This is a genomic window from Brevibacillus sp. FSL K6-6036 (assembly GCF_037964015.1).
GTDB classification, from domain to species: Bacteria; Bacillota; Bacilli; order Brevibacillales; family Brevibacillaceae; genus Brevibacillus; species Brevibacillus borstelensis.
The window spans coordinates 3041336-3062248 of sequence record NZ_CP150173.1 but is presented as its reverse complement, the minus strand read 5'-3'; the positions used below and the strand labels follow the sequence as shown (position 1 = coordinate 3062248).

Annotated in this window: 21 protein-coding genes; 18 read left to right on the top strand and 3 right to left on the bottom strand. The window is 53.0% G+C overall.

Annotated elements, in window-relative coordinates; translation table 11 throughout:
• Positions 1–65: 65 nt before the first annotated feature.
• Entirely contained in the window at positions 66–1004 is a 939-nt protein-coding gene (locus tag NST37_RS15355; protein WP_003386055.1) for an RNA ligase family protein, read from the top strand.
• Between the two features lie 135 nt (positions 1005–1139).
• Positions 1140–2018, top strand: coding sequence for a cation diffusion facilitator family transporter (locus NST37_RS15350; RefSeq protein ID WP_024982980.1), 879 nt, complete (start codon positions 1140–1142; stop codon positions 2016–2018).
• A 17-nt stretch (positions 2019–2035) separates the two neighbouring features.
• Here NST37_RS15350 and NST37_RS15345 read toward each other — a convergent pair whose 3' ends face one another.
• Both NST37_RS15345 and NST37_RS15340 read right to left on the bottom strand, forming a co-directional pair.
• Positions 2036–2968 (bottom strand): Ku protein, encoded by a 933-nt coding sequence (locus tag NST37_RS15345; protein WP_003386053.1) that lies wholly within the window; start codon positions 2966–2968, stop codon positions 2036–2038.
• A 149-nt stretch (positions 2969–3117) separates the two neighbouring features.
• Entirely contained in the window at positions 3118–3261 is a 144-nt protein-coding gene (locus NST37_RS15340; protein ID WP_170208356.1) for a hypothetical protein, read from the bottom strand.
• A gap of 401 nt (positions 3262–3662) precedes the next feature.
• On the opposite strand from NST37_RS15340, the gene rsmD reads away from it, so the two are divergent.
• A complete protein-coding gene (rsmD, locus tag NST37_RS15335; RefSeq protein WP_031932929.1) occupies positions 3663–4304 on the top strand; it encodes a 16S rRNA (guanine(966)-N(2))-methyltransferase RsmD in 642 nt (213 codons plus the stop codon).
• 31 nt (positions 4305–4335) lie between these two features.
• Complete coding sequence (gene coaD / locus NST37_RS15330; protein WP_003386050.1) at positions 4336–4818, top strand: pantetheine-phosphate adenylyltransferase; 483 nt, start codon at positions 4336–4338, stop codon at positions 4816–4818.
• A 30-nt stretch (positions 4819–4848) separates the two neighbouring features.
• Here coaD and ylbJ read toward each other — a convergent pair whose 3' ends face one another.
• Positions 4849–6081, bottom strand: coding sequence for a sporulation integral membrane protein YlbJ (gene ylbJ / locus NST37_RS15325; RefSeq protein WP_003386048.1), 1233 nt, complete (start codon positions 6079–6081; stop codon positions 4849–4851).
• Positions 6082–6207: 126 nt separating this feature from the next.
• Between ylbJ and NST37_RS15320 the strand changes: the two genes are divergently transcribed.
• The 14 genes from NST37_RS15320 (at position 6208) to smc (ending at position 20903) form a co-directional block, all read left to right on the top strand.
• Positions 6208–7005, top strand: a complete 798-nt coding sequence (locus tag NST37_RS15320; protein ID WP_003386047.1) for a patatin-like phospholipase family protein — start codon at positions 6208–6210, stop codon at positions 7003–7005.
• Positions 6998–8065 (top strand): SepM family pheromone-processing serine protease, encoded by a 1068-nt coding sequence (locus NST37_RS15315; RefSeq protein ID WP_003386045.1) that lies wholly within the window; start codon positions 6998–7000, stop codon positions 8063–8065. Before NST37_RS15320 ends, NST37_RS15315 begins: the two co-directional genes overlap by 8 nt.
• An 84-nt stretch (positions 8066–8149) precedes the next feature.
• A complete protein-coding gene (locus tag NST37_RS15310) occupies positions 8150–8665 on the top strand; it encodes a YceD family protein (RefSeq protein ID WP_003386043.1) in 516 nt (171 codons plus the stop codon).
• 138 nt (positions 8666–8803) lie between these two features.
• On the top strand, positions 8804–8974 hold the full coding sequence (gene rpmF, locus NST37_RS15305; protein ID WP_003386041.1) for a 50S ribosomal protein L32: 171 nt from the start codon (positions 8804–8806) through the stop codon (positions 8972–8974).
• A gap of 218 nt (positions 8975–9192) precedes the next feature.
• On the top strand, positions 9193–9981 hold the full coding sequence (locus NST37_RS15300) for a DeoR/GlpR family DNA-binding transcription regulator (protein ID WP_031932925.1): 789 nt from the start codon (positions 9193–9195) through the stop codon (positions 9979–9981).
• Positions 9982–10323: 342 nt separating this feature from the next.
• Positions 10324–10908: a transcription factor FapR gene (gene fapR, locus NST37_RS15295; protein ID WP_024982983.1), complete on the top strand. Its 585-nt coding sequence runs from the start codon at positions 10324–10326 to the stop codon at positions 10906–10908.
• Positions 10809–11936 carry a phosphate acyltransferase PlsX gene (gene plsX / locus NST37_RS15290; RefSeq protein WP_322630262.1) on the top strand — a complete coding sequence of 376 codons (1128 nt, stop codon included), beginning with the start codon at positions 10809–10811 and terminating at the stop codon, positions 11934–11936. Before fapR ends, plsX begins: the two co-directional genes overlap by 100 nt.
• 6 nt (positions 11937–11942) lie before the next feature.
• Entirely contained in the window at positions 11943–12962 is a 1020-nt protein-coding gene (locus NST37_RS15285; protein WP_003386037.1) for a beta-ketoacyl-ACP synthase III, read from the top strand.
• Positions 12962–13909, top strand: a complete 948-nt coding sequence (fabD, locus tag NST37_RS15280; RefSeq protein ID WP_003386036.1) for an ACP S-malonyltransferase — start codon at positions 12962–12964, stop codon at positions 13907–13909. The genes NST37_RS15285 and fabD overlap by 1 nt, the downstream gene beginning before the upstream one ends.
• The gene (gene fabG / locus NST37_RS15275; RefSeq protein ID WP_003386035.1) at positions 13906–14646 is read left to right on the top strand and encodes a 3-oxoacyl-[acyl-carrier-protein] reductase; all 741 of its coding nucleotides are present in this window, start codon (positions 13906–13908) and stop codon (positions 14644–14646) included. The genes fabD and fabG overlap by 4 nt, the downstream gene beginning before the upstream one ends.
• Before the next feature lie 65 nt (positions 14647–14711).
• Complete coding sequence (gene acpP, locus NST37_RS15270) at positions 14712–14945, top strand: acyl carrier protein (RefSeq protein ID WP_003386034.1); 234 nt, start codon at positions 14712–14714, stop codon at positions 14943–14945.
• A 126-nt stretch (positions 14946–15071) separates the two neighbouring features.
• On the top strand, positions 15072–16313 hold the full coding sequence (gene fabF, locus NST37_RS15265) for a beta-ketoacyl-ACP synthase II (RefSeq protein ID WP_003386033.1): 1242 nt from the start codon (positions 15072–15074) through the stop codon (positions 16311–16313).
• Positions 16314–17054 (top strand): ribonuclease III, encoded by a 741-nt coding sequence (gene rnc / locus NST37_RS15260; protein ID WP_031932924.1) that lies wholly within the window; start codon positions 16314–16316, stop codon positions 17052–17054.
• A gap of 279 nt (positions 17055–17333) precedes the next feature.
• Positions 17334–20903: a chromosome segregation protein SMC gene (gene smc / locus NST37_RS15255; protein ID WP_031932923.1), complete on the top strand. Its 3570-nt coding sequence runs from the start codon at positions 17334–17336 to the stop codon at positions 20901–20903.
• Positions 20904–20913: the final 10 nt, after the last annotated feature.

The following is a 20913-nucleotide window of genomic DNA, read 5'->3' as shown; positions in this document are numbered from 1 at the left end:
AATGGCCGAATGTGGAGATGTTGATGGTAAGAGGTACGAATTAATCCTTTTCATGAGGTGAAAGGATGCATCCAATCATTCCGATGGAACCGATCAGCTGCGAAACAATCCCCGAAGGGCCGAACTGGATAGCCCAGGTTAAATGGGATGGGGTCCGAATTGTTACCTACTTTGACGGACAGGAAACGCGTTTGTTCAACCGGAGAAAAAATGAGCGGACAATCCAATTTCCGGAGCTTGCTGACATACAAACATACTGCAAAGCTCGCTCCGTAATCCTGGATGGAGAAGTCATCGCATTAGGGTCTGACGGAAAACCGTCATTTCATGAAGTGATGCGGCGGGATGGCATTCGGCGACCGGAAAAAGTCAGTCAGGCACAAAAGGCGGTTCCGATTACCTACATGATCTTTGATGTGATTTTCCTGGATGGCGAGTGGATTATCAATCGTTCGTTGCGTGAACGCATGAGCCTGCTGTCGGAAATCATCATGCCAAATGAGCACGTCCAGTTGGTTCCTGGCAATGACAATGGCCAGGCTTTGTATGATGTTATCCAGCAGCATGGGATGGAAGGCATAGTCATGAAAGATCTGAACAGCAAATATGTCATTGGCGGCAAAGAGAAGCAGTGGCAAAAGAAAAAATATTACCGGGACACCATCGCAGTTGTTGGGGGAGTGACACTCCGCGATAACATCGTAAATGCCCTTCTTTTGGGGTTGTATGATCAAGAGGGGCATTTATTTTACATTGGCCATGCGGGAACAGGCAGATTCACTCAAAGCGACTGGAGGGCCCTTACAGAAAGGATAGCGCCTTTGACGCAACAGAATTCACCCTTTGCCAACAAACCATCGAGAGTCAAAGGAGCTGTCTGGTTGACGCCAAAGATCACGGTGAAGGTCCAATTTGCCGAGTGGACAGAGGGATACACACTGCGACAGCCCAGTATTCAAGCGGTTGTTGATGTACCTGCTGATCACTGTGTTTTGGAGAGTTGAAAAATTGACCAAGGCCAACATAGTTTCCCCCCCTCTACGATCATGGGTCAGACTAAAACTGTTTCTGTAGACCCACACGAACCGGGTCTGATACGATGAAGATCGCTTGAAATGGATTGTATTGGAGTGGTTCGGATGGATGTTTACGCAAATTTAAAGCAGGGAGAACGCGGGGTGTGGATCAGTATCGCCGCGTACATTTTCTGTTCGATCATAAAAGTTGTCGTTGCCTTGTTTGCCGACTCGGAGGCGCTTCTGGCTGACGGATTGAACAACACGACGGATGTGATAGCATCCATTGCTGTTTTGATTGGACTTCGAATCGCCCGCAAGCCGCCGGATAAAGATCATCCCTACGGGCATTTCCGGGCAGAGACGATCTCTTCGATGGTCGCTTCCTTCATTATGTTTGCGGTCGGAATTGAAGTGTTGACGAGGGCCGTGCCATCCCTGTTCAATCCGGAGGTGCAGGCGCCCGATATGGTGGCTGCATGGGTGGCGCTGGGCTCTGCTGTGGTGATGCTGGCTGTTTACCGTTACAACATCCGTTTGGCCAAATTGATTGACAGTCAAGCTGTAGCTGCTGCTGCGCAGGACAACCGCTCCGACGCATGGGTGAGCATCGGTACTTTTGTGGGGATTGCCGGGGCCCAGTTCCAACTCCATTGGCTGGACCCGCTGGCAGCGCTTGTAGTCGGCGTGATCATCCTGAAAACTGCGTGGGAGATTTTCAGAGAAGCCGCCCACCGTCTCACCGATGGATTTGACTACGGTGAATTGGAGGTCCTGCGTAACACGATTTCACAAATACCCGGTGTCGCCGAGATCAAAGACATCAAAGCCCGATACCTGGGAAGCAGTGTAATCGTCGACGCCGTTATTCATGTCGATCCGGACCTGAATGTGTTGGAGAGCCATGTCATTACAGAAGAGATTGAGAAACACATGAAGGAAAAACACAAGATCGGGACCGTGCACATTCATATTGAGCCGGATGAACGGCTGGCCAGATAAACAAGGGCAGAGACGGGTCAGGACGTTTCTGCTTTTTTTCTGCGCAGTTTTTTTGTTGTCGTTGTCGCGGCGGTCGGCTTTTCGGGGCTTTTGCGTTCGGGCTTGATTCCAGGCTGCTTCTTGACTCCTGCTGGAGGGGCTGGCGTTGGATGCGGCTCCAATTTTGCCGGAGTGGCCTGATCTCCAGTCGCCGCCAAGCTTTCTCGGAGCGCCTGCATCAGATCGACGACGTTGGCGCGCGGCGCAGCGGGAGCCACGGCAATTTCTTTTCCTTCCTTTTTCTTTTCGATCAGCGCCTGCAGGCTGCTTCGATACTCATCTTTGTACTTGCCCGGCTCAAAAGCTGTCGTCATATTATTGATCAGCTCGGCAGCCATCCTCAGTTCATTTTCCGCCAGCGCCACATCAGCTTCTGGAAGCGCAGGCACCTGAGCTACCGGGCGCACCTCATCAGGATAAAAGATCGTTTCCATCATGATGCAGTGCTCATAGAGGCGAATGACAGCGAGACTTTCCTTGTTTCTCATGGTCACCCGGGCTATCGCGATTTTTCCCGTTTCCTTCATCGCTGCCCGCAACAGGGAGTAAGCCTTGTCCCCGGTTTCTTGTGGCGAAAGGAAGTAGCTTTTGTCAAAATAAACCGGATCAATCTCGGTCAAGTCGACAAAATCTACAATTTCGATGGCTCTGCGCGTTTCGGGAGTAATGGCTTCCAGATCCTCGTCTTGAATAATGACGTAATTTCCTTTTTCATACTCAAAACCGCGAACGATGTCTTCGGCACCCACTTCTTTTTCGCAATGCGGACACATTTTCGTATACCGGATCGGTGTATGGCATTCCTTGTGAAGCTGGCGAAAACGGACATCCCTTTCTTCAGTTGCAGTAAACATTCGCACAGGTATGTTGACCAGTCCGAAGCTGATCGACCCCTTCCAGACGGTATGCACGAAAATCCCCCTTTTTTGCTCTTGTTACGTTAGTATCCGCATGTTTTGATCGGATCGGGTAGGGAAAAGAAGGCGATTTGCGCCGTTGTGGGAGCAGCGCTTTTTTCCATAGAAAAAGCCAGCCTTCGCTTTCAGGCTGGCCTGTTTGCTTATTGTCCGTGCTTGACGATGTCCGATTGATCTGCTGCGGACTGCATGAGGCGAGCTTCTTCCTTGCCTGTTCCTGTCCGGTCAGCGCGTGACTGAGCCGCTGCAGCCTCCTGCTTTTGCTTCGATGGAAGTTTTTCAGCCATGTTTCATCCCTCCAGTACACGAAACTGGCGTTAGTGTGCCCTGCAGACAGAAAAAAAACCTCACCGCAAATGCAGTGAGGCAGCAGTCCATCTCTCCCTGTTCGGGAGCGGTGGCACGGAATGCTCCTATCAGACACGCCGTGCGCGAGTAGGAACTGCTTTTCAATTATGGGAGAGGAGAAACCGGAGGAAGAGCTTATGGGGAAACGTAAGTCTTCTCCGCGGTTGTCAGCGACACCGTTGCGTCGCTATCCATATTCTTTTCCAGTGGAGGTGCGTTTTATTCAGCATCTGCGAAAAAATTTTCCATCTGAATAATTTTACCGGCCTAGGCCGTTGTGATAGTATGAAATCATTCTCAACCAAGAGGAATAAAACCAGACTGCAAAGGTGAATGGCTTATGCGCGTAATTTCAGGTGAACACAGGGGACGAAAGCTGGTGGCGGTGCCCGGAAAAGGGACCCGTCCGACTACTGACAAGATAAAAGAGTCCATCTTCAATATGATTGGTCCTTATTTCTCGGGCGGAATTGCTCTTGATTTGTACGCAGGTACAGGCGGTTTGGGGATTGAGGCGTTAAGCCGGGGAATCGAGCGATGCGTATTTGTGGAAAGGGATCCCAAGGCCTTTTCCGTCGTCAAACAGAACGTAGCCGCCTGCCGGCTGGAGGAGAGGGCCGAGCTGTACCGTAACGATGCGGGCAGAGCATTAAAGCAGCTCTTTAAAAGGAAGATCGCCTTCGATGTTGTTTTTCTCGATCCACCTTATGCCCATCAGCATATCGCCGAGGAGATCATGCAGATGCAGGAGGGAGGACTGCTCGCGGAAGGAGCCTGGATCGTCGCCGAACACGACAGCGCCATCCGCTTGCCCGACGTGATTGGCGAATGCTGTCTTGACCGCACGTCTACATATGGTGAAACGACGATTACCATCTACCGCTTCGAACCGGGCGGCGCGACGGATCAAAAGCAGGAGCAAGAGCAAACGGACGAACTTGAACCAAAAGCTGCATCGGAAAGTGACCAGCAGCCGGAATGATTCTACAACTACGCAAAGGGGCAGGAAATCTATGAGGATTGCCGTATGTTCGGGAAGCTTCGATCCAGTAACGAACGGACACCTCGACATCATAGCGCGAGGTGCCCGGATATTCGACAAAGTAATCGTTGCTGTACTGAATAACTCGCAAAAGCAGTCGTTGTTTACCGTAGAGGAACGGGTAGAAATGCTGGAGCTGTCGACCGCACACCTGCCTAATGTCGAAGTCGATTCCTTCAGTGGACTTTTGATGGACTACATGCGCAAACAGAAGGCAAGCGTTATCCTCCGCGGTCTGCGCTCAAATGCGGATTTTGACTATGAAATGCCAATCGCGGCGGCCAACAAAACGCTTGGCGAGGATGTAGAGACGATGTTTCTTTTGACCAACCCGCAGTATGCCTACCTGAGCTCCAGCATCGTCAGGGAATTGGCCAAATACCGCGCAAGCGTTAAAGGGCTGGTGCCGCCCCCGGTAGAGGATGCGCTGGCGAAAAAATTTGCCGGCAAGTGACACCTTCTCCGTTGATTTCTTGCCTCCGGTTTATTGCGGCTTGTGGCCTTTCGTGCCGCGCAACAAAAAGCTGAGCAGCAGCAGAACACACAGGAGAGCTCCTGCTGCGAGGCCGGAATGAAGCAAGGAATCCCACCAGCTCACGACAGGCACGCCGGAGGTCGTCGGCATAAACACCGGGACGTCTCTTTCGGAAAACCAGGTAGAAGCAGCCGTTAACGGTTTCCAGCAGAAAAAGGCCAGTAAAGCGGAGAGGCCGGCGTGAATGACCCGAGCGATCAGATACGGAGCAACGCGGATGTCCGTTTCGCTGAGGATGCTTGCCACTTGAGCGTGCACGCTGAGCCCACCCCACGAAATAATGGCGCTGGCAACGACCGCTTTCCAGATCATAGGTACGGAAGAGCTGACGACGCTCACTCCTTGAGCACCCAGCGTGACCTCAAACAAACCGGCAATAATTCCGGAGGAGAAGGCCGAAGGGACGCCCAGAGGACCGAGAAACACGGCGAGCAGACTGCTTAAAAATCGGGTCAGCTCAATCGTGGCGAACAACTGAATCAGGACGGAAAAGACGATGATAAACCCGCCGATCATCAGCAAAGTATGGAGGGCTGATTGAACCGCCTCTCCCATTAGCCGCCCGAATGGCCGACGGTCCCGAATACGGGCCCGGTGCATCGCCTGCAAGGCTCGAAGCGGCAGGGGCAGGCGATTTTTTTCCAAAGGTCTGCTGGATGGGGCAAAAGGCGAGTAAAACCGGTATATCACCCCCAACAGCAAAGCGGACGCGTAATGGCTGAAGGCGAGGACAAAACCGAACTGTTCACTGTGGAAAAAGCCTATGGAGACTGCCCCGATGACAAACAGGGGGTCGCCTGTCGTCGTGAACGAGACCAGTCTTTCTCCTTCTGCCTGCGTTATGCTTCCTTGTTCCCGCAGTCTGGTTGTCAGCTTGGCTGCGACCGGATACCCGGAAGCGAATCCCATCGTAAGCACAAAGCCGCCCGTCCCCGGAACGTTAAAGAGGGGGCGCATCAAAGGCTCTAACAAAACGCCTGCGAAGTGGACGACACCTACGCCCATCAGAATTTCAGACAATACGATAAATGGCAAAGTGGATGGGAAGACAATCTCCCACCATACTTTCAAGCCCCGGATCGCCGCCTCGAAGGACGTCTGCGGATGGGAGACCAGAATGATGACCAGAGCGATCGCTGAACAAGCGTATAACAATGTGAGAATGGGAGAGCGGCGTGTCATGGCTACCTCCTGTCCTGCAGCTAGATAGTACATGTCTACGTGAGGAAGGACAAAACTATTCGCCTGCGTTGTTTGCATGAAAAGTTTGGCGATCGGCCACATACGCTTGAAAAGGGGGATGTGGACATGGAAAAGAGAAGGAAACCAAAGATAGGGCTTGCCCTGGGATCGGGGGGCGCGCGGGGATTTGCCCATATCGGCGTCCTCAAGGTATTTGAAGCCCATGGCATCAAGATCGATATGCTGGCGGGAAGCAGTATGGGCAGTCTGATTGCGGCAGTTTACGCCAACGGCATTGAGCCGCATATGATGGAAAAGCTGGCCCTCAACCTGAAGCGCAAGCATTGGCTCGATCTGACGGTACCGAGCCTTGGCTTTGTGACGGGCGAGAAAATCAAGCAATTAATTCGGTTGCTGACACACGGGAAAAGAATTGAGGAACTGCAAAGGGAGCTTGCCATCGTGGCGACAGACATCGAGACGGGAGAGCGGGTCGTGTTTCAGGAAGGCCCGGTCGATCAGGCTGTCCGTGCCAGCATCTCCATTCCGGGCATTTTTGTACCGGAGCGGGTGGACGGAAGGCTGCTGGTGGACGGCGGGGTCATCGACCGTGTCCCCATCACGGTCATCCGCGACATGGGAGCTGATCTGGTCATCGCCGTTGATGTCGCGCTGTTTGATACGCCGATGAAAGTAACGACCATTTTTGATGTCATCGCCCAGACAATCGACGTGATGGAGCGGGAGATTTTGCGCCATCGAATCCTCTCAGCCGATCTCGTAATTCGCCCCGATGTTGGACACTATAGCAGTATCGCGTATACAGGAATAGAAGAGATTATTGCGCTCGGAGAACAGGCGGCACTGGAATACGTAGACAAAATTCAGGAAATGATCGCGAACTGGGGGCAGGAGAATGAGTGAAGAAAGAATAACGACACACCGGAGTGCCAGTGGGCGAAACGGCTTTGCCCGCTGGCTGATGGTTGTAATCCCGGTTGCCCTGGGGTTGTTATTTTTTGTACCTACGCCGTATTATGTTACAAGACCTGGCTCTGCTATTGAGCTGGCCCCGATGATCGATGTCGAAGGCGGGGAAAAAGACGAGACCGGTGCCTTTATGCTGACGACCGTGCGGATGGGAGAGGCCAATCTTGCCTGGTATTTGTACGCGCAGCTCTCCCCGGATGCCGAGCTGATGGAAAAAGAGCTGGTTGTCGGCAAAGGGGAAAGCAACGAGGACTTTACCAGACGCGAGCTTGCGGTCATGGACAACTCGCAAAAAATTGCGGAGGCTGTCGCTTTCCGGATGGCGGGATACGACGTGAAGGTGGAAAATCAGGGCGTCTGGGTGATGGGCACGGTTGACAACATGCCGGCCAAAAATGTGCTGAAAATAGGGGATGTTATCACCTCAGTAGACGGGAAGAAAATGTCCCGAAAAGAGGACTTGCTCGGGTATTTGTCAGAAAAACGCAAGGGGGATTCCGTCGAGATCGAGTTTACGCGGGACGGCAAGAAGCAAAAGCAGACACTGGTTCTCGATCAATTGCCCCAATCGAAAAATGCCGGGATCGGCATCCGGCCCGAAGACAAGCAGGAAATTATCGTGCCCAATCGGGTGACGATCTCTTCCGAGGGCATTGGAGGCCCTTCCGCCGGGTTGATGATGACGCTGGAGATATATGATCAGCTCAATACGGAAATGGATCTGACCCGCGGCTATCAAATAGCAGGGACGGGGACGATTTCGCTCGACGGCACTGTGGGACGAATCGGAGGAATCAACCACAAAATTGTCGCTGCAGACAAGGCAGGAGCAGAGATCTTTTTTGCACCGCAGGATGATCAGGGACCGATCTCCAATTACGAGGAAGCGCTGGCTACGGCAAAACGAATCGGAACCTCGATGAAAGTAGTGCCAGTCCGTACAGTGGAGGATGCACTTGTTTACCTTCGTTCTCAGCCTCTGAAAAAATCTTGAGCGGACTTGCTGTCAAGGAAAAATGGTTGACAAAGAAAAACCCAGATTATATAATCATCCTTGTTGTGCATGAGGTGAAAAGCCGTGAATATTAAAATTGTAGACTTGGATCATCGCAAAGGGGAGCCGCTGCCATTTCGACTTACGTTGGATGCGGACGAGCTGAAGCGCCGTCATCACGAAATTCGCAATCTGACGCCGGTAGAAGTGTCGGGCGAAGCGACCAAGCTCGGTGACCTGTACTACGTCAATGGAAACATGAAAGCCGATGTCGATTACGTTTGCGCCAGATGTTTGAGGCCGTTTCGTCAGCATACGGAGGTTCCGTTTTCAGAAACCTTCGCCTCTGAGGAATCACTGCTCGCAGATGAGGAAGACAGTGATATCATCCCGCTCGAAGGCGATGAAATCGAACTGATTCCTTTGCTGCAAGAGGATTTTTTGTTGGACATACCCGCTTTTCCTCTCTGTGAGGATGATTGCAAGGGCTTGTGCCCGACCTGCGGCGTCAATCGGAACGAGCAAGCGTGCGGCTGCAAAAACGAGCGGATCGACCCTCGTTTGGCCGGATTGGCTGACTTTTTCAAGGACGGAAAGTAAACTTGTTTTCAAGATGTGACGACAGATCTGATGGTCTGCGCGTCTCATTTTTGAACGGATGGCAAAAAGCGTTTCGCCTATTCCATCCACCCTATAGAGCTTCTTGAGCATTTACCAGTTGAAGGAGGTGTAAGGAAGATGGCAGTACCTCAACGGAGAACTTCCAAAACCCGTAAAAGAATGCGTCGTACGCACTTCAAATTAGAGATTCCTGGCATGATCAAATGCGATAATTGTGGCGAATACAAGCTCGCGCATCGCGTTTGCCCGAGCTGCGGACACTACAAAGGTGTGAAAGTGTCGAAGTAAGAAGAGCAAGGTGAGAAATCACCTTGCTTTTTTTATTTTGTTTGGCTGTTGGAGTGGGGAGTATTGCATAGAATGAAGCTTGTATAAGTCATTGTAAGTGTTTAAAAGGAAAAATGAAATAAAACGCACCTAAATGACTTGATTTCACTTGAAATTGCTGAAAATAATGCATACAATGAAGCAAGGAACGATGCAAATCCATTACGGAGTTGACTTGTGTGTACCAGGAAGAACGATTGATGGCGATTCTTCGCTATCTGGAGCAGCATGAGCGTATCGGCGTCCAGGATATCGTAGAGCAATTCAAGGTTTCACGCGATACGGCGCGCAGAGACATCCTCAAGCTGGAGGAGCAGGGGTCAATTGTCCGCACCCGTGGAGGGGCGATCCTGCCCGGCTCAGCAAGACAAATCCGCTCCTATCAGGAACGGCTTCAGCTGGAGTCTGAGGGGAAACGGGCGATAGGCATGCTTGGAGCGCGTTTTATCCAGGACCGCGAATCGGTGATGATGGATGCCTCCACTACGGTTCGCTTCGCAGCGGAGAAGATGGAATCCAAGGATAACGTGGTCATTACGAACTCGATTGATATTGCCGCGGTTCTCGCCGACAAGGGCAATGTCTCTGTCAAGTTGCTCGGAGGCGATCTGGATCTCGAGAACCGGTATGTGTACGGTCCCCGAGCGGTGCAAATGCTCTCCGATTTTCACGTCAACAAGCTGTTCATCGGGGCTTGCGGAATCACAGTGCATGGCTTGTTCTCGTGGTCTGAGGAGGATGGCTTGATCCTCCGGGAGATGATGCGCCGCGCGGACGCGATCTACGTGCTTGCCGACCACTCCAAATTCGGCGTCCAGCTGCTGTATCGGGTAGCGGGACTGGAGCGCATCGATGTCGTCATTACGGACGAAGAACCTGCCGAAGAGATTCAGGATGCCTTGCGGGCCAACAATGTGGACTGGATTCAGGCGACCAAGCACTTGGCTAAAGAGGATGCAACCGAATAGTGAAACGGGATAAACTTTGCCGGGCCGGCGTTATGGCAACAGCGTGACGGCAGGCAAATTTATCAAAGGGGAGCTCCTGATGGTCGGGGCTCCTTTTTAGTTTTTGTATTTACATTGCTCGACCGGCGATGGAAGCCGGATTTTCTTTCAGGCGAAGGTCTTTGCTTCAAAATGGACCTTGGGGAACCATTCCCCTTCAAAAATCACAGGTCTATGGTCGTTTTTTTGCCGCAACCCCTGATCTTTACTTGTAATTGCAAGCATCCTCCCTTATACTTTGGTTGGTACCTGGTATTAAAAACAGCTCGTAAACATATGGATGCGAATAAAGACGCACTGGGGGTGTTGAGCATCGCCCGCTTGCCAAAAAAAGACCGCCAGAATCGTCTGGTGCAGTTTCTGCAGGAGAATCCTTTTGCCACTGACGAGGATCTGGCTGAGTTATTTCAGGTCAGTATTCAAACAATACGGTTAGACCGTTTGGAACTTGGAATACCGGAGCTGCGCGAGCGTATCAAGTCCGTTGCCGAAAAAAATCTCGACCCGGTAAAATCGCTTGGGATCGATGAAGTGATCGGCGACGTGGTTGACCTTCAACTGGACGTACAGGCAATCTCTGTACTTGAAATTAAAGAAGAGCATGTTTTTGCTCGGACACAAATCGCTCGAGGCCACTACATATTTGCGCAAGCCAATTCACTGGCAGTCGCTGTCATCGATGCCGATGTGGCTTTGACCGCGACTGCACGCATTCGCTTTGTCCGCCCGGTCAGACTGGGCGAAAAGCTGGTAGCCAAAGCGGTCGTACGAAATCGCGATGGCGATGAATGCAAGGTTCGCGTCGAAACAAAGGTGCAGGGAGAGCTCGTTTTTACAGCGACATTCCGAGTCGTCGGGATGTCAAATGTCAGCACGAGAAATATATGAGCAAACAAGGAGGGACACGGATGCGAATCGCATTGGATGCGATGGGAGGAGACAACGCTCCGCGAAGCGCTGTACTGGGCGCATGGGAGGCAGTCAAAGAGAATCCGGCTTTAACGGTGGTGCTGGTGGGAGACGAGGAAGCCATACGGCGTGAACTGCCTGGAGAGCTTCCGTCCGGTTTGGAAATCCACCATACGTCGGAAATCATTGAGGCTGATGATGAACCGGTGCGGGCCGTCCGGCGAAAAAAGGATTCGTCTCTCGTCGTAACGGTGCAGCTTGCCAAGGAAGGCAAGGTAGATGCTGCGATTTCGGCAGGAAATACGGGTGCGCTTATGACTGCCGGACTTCTGCTGTGCGGAAGAATGGAAGGAATCGAACGGCCTGCGCTTGCTGCCTTTATCCCCAACATCAAAGGAAGGGTCACGTTGGCGCTTGATGTTGGAGCCAATATGGACGCCAAGCCGCAGCATCTCTATCAATACGCAATCATGGGAAGCCTGTACGCGGAAAAGGTGCTTGGCTTTGAACGTCCCCGCGTGGGGCTGTTGAACGTCGGGACGGAAGAAGGCAAGGGAAACGAGCTGACAAAAGCCGTTTACGGAATGCTCGTGGATGCCGATTTGCATTTCATCGGAAATGTGGAGTCCCGCGATGTCATGCAGGGCGAGTGCGACGTGCTTGTTTCTGACGGCTTTGTTGGAAACGTGCTGTTAAAAGCAATGGAAGGCACGGCAGCGACAATCTTTTCTGTCTTGAAGCAGGAATTTACTTCCAGTTTGATTAATAAAGTAGGGGCGGCTATTCTAAAACCGGGTCTGGTCCGGTTCCGCAAACGGATGGATTACGCGGAATACGGAGGAGCACCGCTTTTGGGATTGCGGCGACCAGTCATCAAGGCGCACGGCTCGTCAGACGAACGAGCGGTCAAAAATGCGATAGCCAGTGGCGTACGTTTCGTTTCACAGGATGTGAACGGGTACATTCAGGACGCCTTGCAGAAAAATACACCGGGAGAAAGTGAGTGAGAACAGATGAAAGGAACGCGTTCGGTAGGAATTTTGGCGACAGGCTCCTATACACCTGAGAGAGTGCTGACCAACTTTGATCTGGAAAAAATGGTGGAAACCTCGGATGAATGGATCGTGAGCCGCACGGGTATCCGGGAACGCCGCATTTGCGGACCGGAGCAGGCTTCTTCCGATTTGGCCCTGGAAGCCGCGAAAAAAGCGCTGGCCAAAGCGAATATCAGTCCGGAACAGCTTGACATGATTATTGTGGCTACGGTTACGCCTGACACGATGTTCCCATCGACAGCCTGCATCTTGCAAGAAAAGCTGGGGGCGAAGAAAGCCGCGGCACTGGATGTTTCGGCTGCGTGTACCGGATTTTTGTACGGGATTGCAACGGGAAGCCAGTTCATCGCCAACGGACTGTACCGTTATATCCTCGTCGTAGGGGTGGAGACGCTCTCCAAAATCACCAACTACAAGGACCGCAATACATGCGTTTTGTTCGGAGACGGTGCAGGGGCTGCGGTACTCGGACCGGTCAAGGATGGTCTCGGGTTCCAGGCATTTGAGCTGGGGGCAGACGGATCGGGCGGCGCACTTCTGTCTCAACCGGCTGGCGGTTCCCGAATCCCGGCTTCCGCCGAATCCATTGAAAACAATCTCCACTACATTTCGATGGCTGGCGGAGAAGTGTTCAAGTTTGCGGTGCGTGTCATGAACTCCGCTACGGAAGCCGTGCTGGAAAAATCGGGTGCCTCCAAGGAAGACATCGACCTGCTGGTGCCGCATCAGGCAAACAAGCGCATCATTGACTCGGCGATTCAACGCTTCGGCCTCTCCGAAGATAAAGTGGCCATTAACCTGGACCGCTACGGAAACATGTCTTCCGCATCGATCCCTGTTGCGCTGGACGAAGCGATCCAGGAAGGGCGGCTGAAGGAAGGAGACAACGTGATTCTCGTCGGCTTTGGCGGCGGACTCACCTGGGGTGCGACCTTGCTTAAATGGTCGACCCAAGAAGCGGAAGGAGGAGAAAAGTAATGGGTAAGGTGGCATTTGTGTTCCCGGGACAGGGATCTCAATTTGTCGGAATGGGCCAGGCGCTGTCGCAACAGTCAGATGCCGCACGGCGCATTTTTGAACAAGCCGATGAAGCGCTCGGTTTTTCCCTCTCTCGTCTTTGCTTTGAAGGTCCGGAAGAAGAGCTTCGCCTGACGGCCAATACACAGCCGGCCATTTTGACGGCAAGTGTAGCCGTACTGGAGGCGCTTCGGGAAAAGAAAGCGGATATGAAGGTTGATTTTTATGCGGGCCATAGCTTGGGCGAATATTCTGCGCTGGTGGCGGCAGGAGCCCTGTCCTTCACGGACGCGGTGAAAGTCGTACGGGCACGCGGCCAGTTCATGGAGGAAGCCGTACCGGCAGGCCAGGGCGCCATGGCAGCCGTTCTCGGGATGGAGCGCGGAGCCCTGCATGCTGTTTGCGAGGAAGTCAGCGGTGCCGGGAACCCTGTCCAACTAGCCAATATGAACTGCCCTGGACAGATCGTTATTTCCGGATCGGCTGAGGGCGTAAAGCTGGCAGGCGAAAAGGCCAAAGCAGCCGGAGCCAAGCGGGTACTGCCGCTTAACGTAAGCGGACCGTTTCACTCCAGTCTGATGCAGCCTGCGGCCGATAAGCTTCAGTCTGTGCTCGCAGAAGTCAGCGTACAGGCTGCTTCTGTGCCGGTAGTGGCGAACGTCTCGGCTCGTCCTGTTTCGGATGCGGGAACCATTGTGGACAGCTTGATCCAACAGGTAGCGGCCCCTGTATTGTGGGAAGATACCATTCAATGGATGGTCGAGCAGGGGGTCACAACCTTCGTTGAGGTAGGTCCAGGAAAAGTTTTGGCAGGCTTGATCAAAAAAATCGCCCCGGCCGAGACGAAAATCGTCTCCGTACAGGATATGGAATCGCTGACGGAGCTGTTGAACGGAGGTATCCTATGATCACAGGAAAAACGGCGCTCGTTACGGGTGCTTCCCGGGGAATTGGGCGTGCGATCGCCTTGACTCTGGCTGAAGCGGGAGCCAATATCGTGGTGAACTACTCAGGCAGTGAAGCGGCTGCGGCCGAAACCGTTGCCAAGGTGAAAGAGCTGGGCCGCGACGCGATTATGGTACGGGCGAATGTAGCCGATGCCGAAGAAGTAAACAATATGTTTAAAGAGGCTTTGGATCACTTTGGAACCATTGACATCCTCGTCAACAATGCGGGAATTACCCGCGACAATTTGCTGATGCGGATGAAAGAAGAGGAATGGGACGATGTGATCGCAATCAATCTCAAAGGCGTGTTCAACTGCATCAAGGCAGCGACCCGCCCGATGATGAAGCAGCGATCCGGCCGGATTATCAACATTACGTCCGTTGTCGGTGTGATGGGCAATCCGGGCCAGGCCAACTACGTGGCCGCAAAAGCGGGCGTGATCGGACTGACGAAGACCTCTGCGCGTGAGCTTTCCTCCCGCGGTATCACGGTAAATGCGGTCGCTCCCGGTTTTATCGATACCGATATGACCGCCGCTTTGCCGGAAGACGTGAAATCGTCGATGCTGGGTCAAATCCCGTTGGGCCGTTTCGGACAGGCCGAGGACATCGCCCGCGTCGTTCTGTTCCTGGCTTCAGATGCTGCTGGCTATATGACCGGACAGACGCTTCACGTTGACGGCGGTATGTACATGTAACAAAGAGCCTGCTAGTTTTTCATAGGCTCATCCACTATAATTACGGGGAGAGGGGGTGAAGCAAAATGGCAGATACATTTGATCGTGTGAAAAAAATCATCGTAGATCGTCTGGGTGTAGATGAGTCCAAAATCACTTTGGAGGCTTCTTTCAAAGAAGATCTTGGTGCTGACTCCCTGGATGTTGTTGAACTGGTAATGGAACTGGAAGACGAATTCGATCTGGAAATTTCCGACGAAGACGCTGAAAAGATCACTACTGTTGGTGAGGTTGTTTCCTACATAACAGCTAACAAGTAGTTCCATTCAGTGGAAGTCCCGCATGGTCGGGGCTTCCCCCTTCCTTTCTCCATTTCCGATCGCAGTTCAACCCCTAAAAAGCAACAAGGAAGCGTATGGCTGACTTCATTATAGAGGTGATACCTTATGAAACGCAGAGTGGTGATTACTGGCGTTGGCGTTGTTTCGCCGCTTGGCAATGACGCGACGACATTCTGGAATAGCTTGCTGGAAGGAAAGTCGGGCATTTCACCGATTACTTCTTTCGATGCCTCTGACTACCCGACGCAAATTGCAGGGGAAGTCAAAGATTTCAATCCAGAAGACTATATGGATAAAAAAGATATTCGACGTACAGACCGATTCGTTCAGTTTGGACTGGCTGCTGCCAAGATGGCTGTGGAGGACGCCAAGCTGGAAATCACAGCTGAAAATGCCGAACGTGTTGGTGTATACATCGGATCAGGCATCGGGGGGCTCAGCACTTGGGAGGAGCAGCATCAGGTGCTGCTGGAAAAAGGGCCGCGCCGCGTCAGCCCGTTCTTTATCCCGATGCTTATCGCGAATATGGCTTCTGGAGCCGTGTCCATTCAATACGGAGCCAAAGGGCCTACTTCCAGTGCGATTACCGCATGTGCGACTGGAACGAACGCGATTGGCGACGCGCTTCGCCTGATCCAATACGATCAAGCGGATGTCATGATCACCGGGGGCGCAGAAGCGACGATCCGTCCGATGGCGTTTGCCGGCTTTTGTTCTGCCAAGGCTATGTCTACGCGAAATGACGAACCGACGAAGGCCAGCAGGCCGTTTGACCGTGACCGCGACGGATTTGTCATGGGCGAGGGTGCGGGCGTGCTTATTCTCGAAGAGCTTGAGCACGCGAAAAAACGCGGGGCTACCATTCTCGCAGAGGTGATCGGCTACGGCATGAGCGCGGACGCCCATCACATCACCGCTCCATCACCGGGAGGCGAGGGTGCTGCCCGCTGCATGAAGAACGCACTGAGAGACGCAGGTATCGAACCTTCCGAAGTGGAGTACATTAATGCACACGGTACTTCCACGGGTCAAGGGGACATTGCGGAAACGATGGCGATCAAGGAAGTGTTTGGCGAGCATGCATACAAGCTTGCAGTCAGCTCGACCAAATCGATGACGGGGCACCTGCTCGGTGCAACAGGCGGGGTAGAAGCGATTGCAACGGCGTTCGCGCTCCGTGATCAAATCTTGCCGCCGACGATTAATCTGGAGAACCCCGATCCAGAGTGCGATCTGGATTATGTACCGAATGAAGCACGCAAGGCGAAGGTGAATGTGGCCCTTTCCAATACGTTTGGATTTGGCGGTCACAACGCAACCATTATTTTAAAGCGTTACGAGGCATAAATGGTCCCTGCTCACAAAAAGAGTAGGAAGTCTTCGGGGATGGTGGTGAGGGTGATGAATTTCGCCGAGCTGCAAGAAACCATTGGCATCCGGTTTCGCGACGAGAGTGTTTTGCGGCAAGCGTTCACCCATTCTTCTTACGTCAACGAGCAACGCGGCAAGCGTATACAGGATAACGAGCGGCTGGAGTTTCTCGGCGACGCTGTCCTGGAGCTTACCGTTTCCCAGTTCCTGTATAAAACTTTTCCCAAGATGAGCGAGGGCGAAATGACCAAGCTTCGAGCAGCGATCGTCTGCGAGCCCTCACTCGTAAAGTTTGCTGAGCTGCTTCGCTTTGGTGAGCTCGTTCTCTTGGGAAAAGGGGAAGAATTGACGGGTGGCCGGCAGCGGCCCGCTCTGTTGGCAGATGTGTTTGAAGCATTTATCGGAGCGCTTTACCTGGACCAAGGTCTGGATGCGGTTTTCACCTTTATGGAAAAATACGTTTATCCGCGCGTGGATAAAGGGGAGTTTACCAACCTGACGGACTTCAAGAGCCAGCTCCAGGAATTTGTTCAGCAGGATAACCTGGGTGAAATCAACTACCGCATATTGGAAGAAAAAGGCCCTGCTCACAACCGTGAGTTTGTGTCCGAAGTGCTTTTGAACAATCGGTCGCTGGGTGTTGGCACAGGCCGTTCCAAGAAAGAAGCGGAACAACAGGCAGCCGCAAAAGCATTGATTCTACTCGGTGCCAAGTAATACGGAAAATGAGTATGAAGGAGAGTGAGGAAGCGCCTGTGCTTGTCTCGCTCTTTTTTCATATGGTTTGTAGAAGCGTACAGCAAAGGCTCCATCTGTCAGGACGGAGAAAGATACCGCTCGATTGCAGTTATATGGTACACTATAAAGGGAATGTCCTAGAAAAAATCTTGCGCTCCTGTCCCAGGCAGGAGCTTTCTTTTAGAACGCTATTCAAGTAGTGACAGTTTCTTTGTAGAGCTTCAAAACAGGAGCTTTTTTGGTAGGAGGACCATTCGTATGTATTTGAAACGCCTGGAACTGGCAGGGTTCAAATCGTTTGCAGACCGGACAGAGCTTGAATTTGTCCCTGGTGTCACCGCTGTAGTCGGACCAAACGGCAGCGGCAAAAGCAACGTCTCGGACTCGATCCGCTGGGTGCTCGGCGAACAGAGCGCCAAGTCTCTTCGCGGAGCCAAGATGGAAGACATCATTTTTGCCGGCAGCGACTCGCGAAAACCGGTAAATTATGCAGAAGTGACCTTAACGCTGGACAATACCGACAGGTCTCTCGACGTGGAGTATTCGGAAGTATCCGTGACCCGTCGGGTGTATCGTTCGGGCGATAGCGAATATTACATAAATAAACGAGCGTGCCGGCTCAAGGACATTATGGAGCTGTTCATGGATACCGGGCTCGGAAAAGAAGCATACTCGATCATCGGACAAGGAAAGATCGAGGAAATCCTCAGCACGAAATCCGAAGACCGCCGCGGCATTTTCGAAGAGGCGGCAGGGATCGTCAAATACAAGAGCCGCAAGCGGGAAGCAGAGAAAAAGCTGGATGAAACGGAACAAAATCTCGTTCGTATTCATGATATTGTCAGCGAGATAAACGAGCAGGTCGGCCCTTTGAAAGAACAGGCCGAAACCGCACGTACCTATAAGCAATTGCATCAGACACTGGTTGAGCATGAAATCTCCCTTTACGTACAGCAGATCGAAGCCGCCCATGCGAAGTGGGAGGAAGCGGGAAGACGCGTCCAGGAGCTTCAGGAAGAGCTGGCCGGACAGTCGGCGCAGGCATCCTCCAGAGAAGCCGATCTGGAGAAGGCGAAGTTTCACGTCAGCCAGATAGATGAATCGATTGAGGAGTTGCAGCAGGTTCTCTTGACCGTCAGTGAGGAGACGGAAAAAGTAGAGGGGCAGCGGGAAGTGTTGAAAGAAAGGCTGCGCAACCTGGCAGCCAATCGCTCGCAAACAATCGAGCAGCTTCACCGCATTACGGAAAAGCAGCACGCCGTGGAAGCGGAACTAGAGGGAGAGCTGGCCCGCAAGGAAGAGACAAGCAAGCGGCTCTCGGAAGCCCAAGCTGCCCTGCGCGAGGCGGAGAACCAGTTTTACGCCATGGTCCAATCGCTGACCGACGACGTAGAGCGGCTAAAGGGCGACTACTTTGAAAAAGTAAACGATCTGGCCAATTTGCGAAATGAGATTCGCCATCAGCAGCAGCTACTGCAGACAGGCCTTGCCCGTGCAGAAAGACTTTCGAGCGAGAAAGAGCGGCTTGACCAGGAGGAAGCGACCCGGATCGGAAAAATCGAAGAGCTTCGGGGGCAGCTTCGGGAGATCGAAGCGGCACTTGAGGAGACGCTGGCCCGCTACAAGGAATCACTCGAACGGATTCGCGAGGGACAAGCCCGGTTGGAGACGGCCCGGCGCGAGCTGAGGCAGGCGGAGCAGCGCAAAGAAGCGATCCGTTCCCGCTTGGATATGCTCAAGGAAATGCAGGCTGACTTTGCCGGCTTCCAGCAAGGGGTAAAGGAAATATTGAAGGCCCGGGAACGCGGATTTCAAGGTATTCACGGCGCCGTGGCGGAGCTGGTTGTCGTACCGGAGAAATACGAGACAGCGATGGAAGTGGCCCTTGGCGGAGCGCTGCAAAACGTCGTGGTGGAAAATGAGGCTGCCGGCCGGGCTGCCATCGCTTATTTGAAGCAGCACAACGCGGGACGAGCTACCTTTCTCCCGCTGGATGTCATCCGTCCGCGCAGTCTGCAGCCGGAGGACAAGCGCCTTCTCGGCAAGGAGGCGGGCGTCGTCGGCATTGCCAGCGAACTGGTTTCCTATGATGCTGCGTATCGGACCATCGTAGAGTCACTGCTGGGAAATGTGATCGTGACAGAGTCTCTTGAACAGGCGAATCGCGTAGCCCGCACGATCGGGTACCGCTACCGGGTCGTGACTTTGGAAGGGGACATCGTCAACGCCGGGGGTTCCATGACGGGTGGCGCCTTGAAGAAAAACTCGACGAACCTGCTGGGGAGAAACCGTCAGGCTGAAGAGCTGGAAGCGCAAATGACCCAGATCGACGAGGCCATTATTGGGCATACTACACTGGTGGAAAATGTAACCAAAGAGCTGCTTCAGATCGAGCAGGAGCAGGAGCAGCTGCGCAATCAGGGAGAACAGCTTCGCCTCAAGGAGCAGGAAGTGAAGGTCATCCTGCAACAGACAGAGGGAGAAGGGAAAAATCTCTCCGACCGGCTGCTCGTGGTCGATCAGGACATTGCCGGTTACGAACGGGAAATGAATGAAGCCCGCAAAAAGCTGGAGGAGCTGGAAGCAGCTCTCGCCCTGATGACGGAGGAAGAAAAAGCGCTGTCGGACCAGATTGCCGCTGCGGAAGCAAAGCGTCAGGAGCAACTGGAATCAAAAGAAGAGATGAATCAACGGATCACCAGCTTGAAGGTGCTGGATGCGCAGGTGAGCTCTGAGCATCAATCCCGCGTCGAGCAGGTAGAGAGATTGGAAGAGCAAAAGAAGACCCTGCAGCGCGAATGGGAAGAGCTGAATAAGACACTTGCTTCCTACGACGAGCTGGAGGCGACGAACGAAACAAGCAGTGCCGAGCTCGACCAGAAGATCGCCGAGCTGCGCCAGGATAAAGAGCGAGTCGCTTCGCTGATCCAGGAACGCCGTAGCGAACGCGCGACTCTGTACCATCGCCAGGAGCAGGTGGAGCTGGAGGTAAAAGAGATCCGCAAGCGGCTCAAAGCATTGGAAGACAGCCTGCATCAGGAGGAGGTCAAGGTCAACCGCTTTGACGTCGAACTGGATCACTTGTTGAACAAACTCTCCCAAGAGTACGAAATGAGCTATGATCTGGCCAAGCAAAAATATCCGCCGCGCGGCGAGATTGAAAGCGAGCAGCAAATCGTCAACCGCTTGAAGAAAGAAATTGCCGCGCTCGGTACAGTAAACCTCGGCGCGATTGAAGAATACGAACGCCTTTCGGAGCGACAGCAATTCCTCAGTGCCCAGGAAGAGGATTTGAATGAAGCCAAAGCGATGCTCTACCAGGTGATCGAAGAAATGGACCAGGAGATGTCCCGCAGGTTCAAGGAGACCTTTGACGCGATCCAGGAGCAGTTCCGGGACGTATTTGTCCAGTTGTTTGGCGGAGGCCGGGCCGATCTGGTATTATCCAATCCAGACAGTCTGCTCGATACGGGCATTGACATCGTCGCCCAGCCACCCGGCAAAAAGCTGCAAAATCTCGCCCTCCTCTCAGGGGGAGAACGCGCACTGACAGCGATGGCCCTGCTGTTTGCCATACTCAAGGTCAAGCCGGTGCCGTTCTGCGTGCTCGACGAGGTAGAGGCTGCGCTGGACGAGGCCAATGTCAACCGCTTTGCCGAATACATGCATCAATTCAGCGGTCAGACACAGTTTATTTGCGTGACTCACAGGAAAGGCACCATGGAGAGCGCCGATGTGCTGTACGGTGTCACGATGCAGGAGGGCGGCGTTTCCAAGATCGTTTCCGTCAAGCTGGAGGACACGCGCAAATATATCGAGTCGGCTTGAGAAGCCCGAT

Bases quoted from the DNA above. Each gene is read 5' to 3' on its own strand.
- NST37_RS15315 (WP_003386045.1), top strand. From the start codon at position 6,998: ATGAGTGAAGAAAGAATAACGACACACCGGAGTGCCAGTGGGCGAAAC.
- rpmF (WP_003386041.1), top strand. From the start codon at position 8,804: ATGGCAGTACCTCAACGGAGAACTTCCAAAACCCGTAAAAGAATGCGT.
- rnc (WP_031932924.1), top strand. From the start codon at position 16,314: ATGGTCCCTGCTCACAAAAAGAGTAGGAAGTCTTCGGGGATGGTGGTG.
- NST37_RS15340 (WP_170208356.1), bottom strand. From the start codon at position 3,261: ATGGCTGAAAAACTTCCATCGAAGCAAAAGCAGGAGGCTGCAGCGGCT.
- NST37_RS15320 (WP_003386047.1), top strand. From the start codon at position 6,208: ATGGAAAAGAGAAGGAAACCAAAGATAGGGCTTGCCCTGGGATCGGGG.
- NST37_RS15285 (WP_003386037.1), top strand. From the start codon at position 11,943: ATGAAAGGAACGCGTTCGGTAGGAATTTTGGCGACAGGCTCCTATACA.
- acpP (WP_003386034.1), top strand. From the start codon at position 14,712: ATGGCAGATACATTTGATCGTGTGAAAAAAATCATCGTAGATCGTCTG.
- rsmD (WP_031932929.1), top strand. From the start codon at position 3,663: ATGCGCGTAATTTCAGGTGAACACAGGGGACGAAAGCTGGTGGCGGTG.
- coaD (WP_003386050.1), top strand. From the start codon at position 4,336: ATGAGGATTGCCGTATGTTCGGGAAGCTTCGATCCAGTAACGAACGGA.
- fabG (WP_003386035.1), top strand. From the start codon at position 13,906: ATGATCACAGGAAAAACGGCGCTCGTTACGGGTGCTTCCCGGGGAATT.
- ylbJ (WP_003386048.1), bottom strand. From the start codon at position 6,081: ATGACACGCCGCTCTCCCATTCTCACATTGTTATACGCTTGTTCAGCG.
- fabF (WP_003386033.1), top strand. From the start codon at position 15,072: ATGAAACGCAGAGTGGTGATTACTGGCGTTGGCGTTGTTTCGCCGCTT.
- fabD (WP_003386036.1), top strand. From the start codon at position 12,962: ATGGGTAAGGTGGCATTTGTGTTCCCGGGACAGGGATCTCAATTTGTC.
- NST37_RS15355 (WP_003386055.1), top strand. From the start codon at position 66: ATGCATCCAATCATTCCGATGGAACCGATCAGCTGCGAAACAATCCCC.
- smc (WP_031932923.1), top strand. From the start codon at position 17,334: ATGTATTTGAAACGCCTGGAACTGGCAGGGTTCAAATCGTTTGCAGAC.
- NST37_RS15350 (WP_024982980.1), top strand. From the start codon at position 1,140: ATGGATGTTTACGCAAATTTAAAGCAGGGAGAACGCGGGGTGTGGATC.
- plsX (WP_322630262.1), top strand. From the start codon at position 10,809: ATGCAAGGTTCGCGTCGAAACAAAGGTGCAGGGAGAGCTCGTTTTTAC.